The 2,662-nt window shown below is 73.7% G+C and carries 4 protein-coding genes; 3 read left to right on the top strand and 1 reads right to left on the bottom strand.

The genetic code is table 11. The features are described from left to right. Positions 1 to 480, top strand: a 480-nt coding sequence (locus AB0M20_RS36950) for a phosphotransferase (RefSeq protein WP_364305374.1), incomplete at its 5' end; no start/stop codon positions are given. A gap of 30 nt (positions 481 to 510) precedes the next feature. Here the strand turns inward: AB0M20_RS36950 and AB0M20_RS36955 are convergent. Next, positions 511 to 1,293: a GNAT family N-acetyltransferase gene (locus tag AB0M20_RS36955; RefSeq protein WP_364305375.1), complete on the bottom strand. Its 783-nt coding sequence runs from the start codon at positions 1,291 to 1,293 to the stop codon at positions 511 to 513. Positions 1,294 to 1,329: 36 nt separating this feature from the next. Between AB0M20_RS36955 and AB0M20_RS36960 the strand changes: the two genes are divergently transcribed. Then, positions 1,330 to 1,992 carry an ElyC/SanA/YdcF family protein gene (locus tag AB0M20_RS36960; protein ID WP_364305376.1) on the top strand — a complete coding sequence of 221 codons (663 nt, stop codon included), beginning with the start codon at positions 1,330 to 1,332 and terminating at the stop codon, positions 1,990 to 1,992. 74 nt (positions 1,993 to 2,066) lie between these two features. Then, positions 2,067 to 2,662, top strand: a 596-nt coding sequence (locus AB0M20_RS36965) for a M28 family peptidase (RefSeq protein WP_364305378.1), incomplete at its 3' end; no start/stop codon positions are given.

Below are 2,662 nucleotides of genomic sequence, written 5' to 3' on the forward strand. Positions count from 1 at the left end.
CCGCACCGCGACGCGGTGGAGGCCGCCCTGTCCGGTCAACCGGCGGCCGGCGACGGGCCCTACGCCGCGCGCGCCGAGGCCCTGCTCAGCGCCAACGCGGAGGCCATCGCCGCCTGGTTCGCCGGCTACGACCGGATGGCGGCGGCCGTGTCGCACGACCGTGACGTGCTCACCCACGGCGAGACCCACCCGGGCAACTCGATGCGCACCGCCGACGGCTGGCGGCTGATCGACTGGGACACCGCGCTGGTCGCGCCGCCGGAACGCGATCTGTGGATGCTCGGCGAGGAGATGACCGCCGCCTACGCCACCGCGACCGGCGTGGTCGCCCGGCCGGAGACGATCGAGACCTACCGCCGCTGGTGGGACGTGGCCGACCTCGCGGTCGCCGTGGCCCGGTTCCGCGGCCCGCACACCGGCGGCGAGGACGACGACTCGACCTGGGCGATCATGGAGCGCCTGGTCCGCCAGCTGAGCTGACTGGCTCCGCTTCGCTCCGCGGCGATCGCCTTATGACCGGTGATCGCGGGCCGGCCCCCGATTCGCCCGGTCGACGGTCTGCTCGGCGGCAGCGAGGGGGCGCTGTGTGAAGCCCAGCCGGCGGTAGGTGCGCAGGGCGGCCTCGTTCCAGTGGTCGGCGAACAGGGCCACGCGGCGATGCGTGCGCAGCATGTCGTTGGTGACGAAGGCGCAGAGGGCCGAGGCGAGGCCGGTGCCGCGGGCGGCGGGGTGGGTGGCCACCCCGGCGATGAAACCGACGTCGCGCACGGACCACGCGTCGGCCGCGGTGGCCAGCAACTTGCCGTCCTCGTCGCGCACCCCGGCCCAGCGGAGCACGCCCGGCGCGCCCGGCTGGGCGTACGAGTCCGGGAACGCCTCCCGCAGGAGGTCCGCCACCCCGGTGATGTCGTCCAGCCAGGCCGCGCGCCCAGCCCCGGAGGGGCCCGGGTCCTCCGCCCTTGCCGAAGGCTCAGCGGCCGGTAGCAGCACAGCCCCGGGGGCGGGCGCTGCGGTGTCCATCATCATGAAGCGGCCCGCCATCTCGATGCCGTCGACCCGCCGGGCGACCGCCGCGATCAGATCCTCGTCGCCGAGCGGCCGGAACGTCGGGCCCACCTCGGGCAGCACGTCGGCGAGCAGCCCGGCCACAGCGGCGGGCTCGCCGGCGACGGCCAGGCGGTCACGCCGGGAGAGGGCGGGGCCGGCCACCGCGACCGCGTCCGGCGCGCGGAACACGCGTACCCCCGGCTTGTCATCCTGGCGTGCCCAAACGATCAGCGGGTCGTCGTCCATAAGGCTGTCTTGACCGCGTCTGGCAGCCTCCAATCCGTGCGCAGGAGGTGGTTTCGCAGGCTGGTCGTGGCCGGCGGTCTGGCGACCGCCGCCGCCGTGCTGACGATGGCGGCGGGTGCGCTGTGGGTGAAGGCGGAGGCGCACGGCCACGTGTACGCGCTGACCGACGTCCCCGCAGCGCCGGTGGCGATCGTGCTCGGCGCCGAGGTGTACGCCGGCGGCAACCCGTCGCCGTTCCTCGCCGCCCGCCTCGACATCGCCCGCCGGCTGTACGAGTCGGGCCGGGTGAAGGCCATCCTGGTGTCCGGCGACCACGCCGAGTGGACCTACAACGAGCCGGGCGCGATGTTCCAGTGGCTGGTCGACCGGGGCGTGCCGTCGGCGCGGATCGCGCTGGACCACGCCGGCTTCGACACCTACGACACGTGCGCCCGGGCACGGCAGATCTTCGGCATCCGCACGGCCGTCATAGTGACCCAGAGCTACCACATCGAGCGGGCGGTGGCGCTGTGCCGGCGGCTCGGCATCGACACCGCCGGGGTCGGCGACGACACCGCGCGCATCTACCGGCAGCCATGGCTCTCCAGCGCCGGCCGCGAGCGGATGGCGGTGGTGAAGGCGATGACGGACACCCTGTCCGGCCGGGACCCGGTGTTCCTCGGCCGGACCGAGATCAGCGTCGACGAGGCGCTGCGGTGATGTGGCAGTCGGTGTGCATCATCTGACATAGATGACCGTAGACATGTGGTGACGAGTCGGCAAAAGTGTCCGGTATGGCAGACCGGCGAGCGTTTCTGTCCGCATCCGCCGCGGCGGCGGTCGCGGGGCCACTGTTCGGCACTCCGGCGAGTGCGGAGGCCGCGGAGCCGGGGACGGCCGGGCAGGCCGCCCCGTTCGGCCTGCGGCCGCAGCCGCCCGACCGCGACCTCAAGAAGGTGCTGCGCGAGATCGACCCGCGGCGCATCGAGCGGATCGTCCGCAGGCTCGCCGGCTTCGGCACACGCCACACGCTCTCCAGCCAGGACGACCCGGTGCGGGGCATCGGCGCCGCCCGCGACTGGATCTACGAGCAGATGCTGGGCTACGCCGAGGCGTCCCACGGCCGGATGACGGTGGAGAAGCAGACCTTCGTGCAGCCGGTGTCGCCGCGGGTGCCGGTGCCCACGCCGATCACCAACATCATCGCGACGCTGCGCGGCACCACCGACCCGGCGCGGGTTTATGTGGTGACCGGCCACTACGACTCGCGCGTGAGCGACGTGATGAATGCGACCGCGGACGCTCCCGGTGCCGACGACGACGCGTCGGGCGTGGCCGCGGTGATGGAGATGGCCCGCGTGTTCGCCACGCGGGACACCGAGGCCACGAT

The sequence above is a fragment of the Actinoplanes sp. NPDC051633 genome, assembly GCF_040681735.1.
Lineage (GTDB): Bacteria > Actinomycetota > Actinomycetes > Mycobacteriales > Micromonosporaceae > Actinoplanes.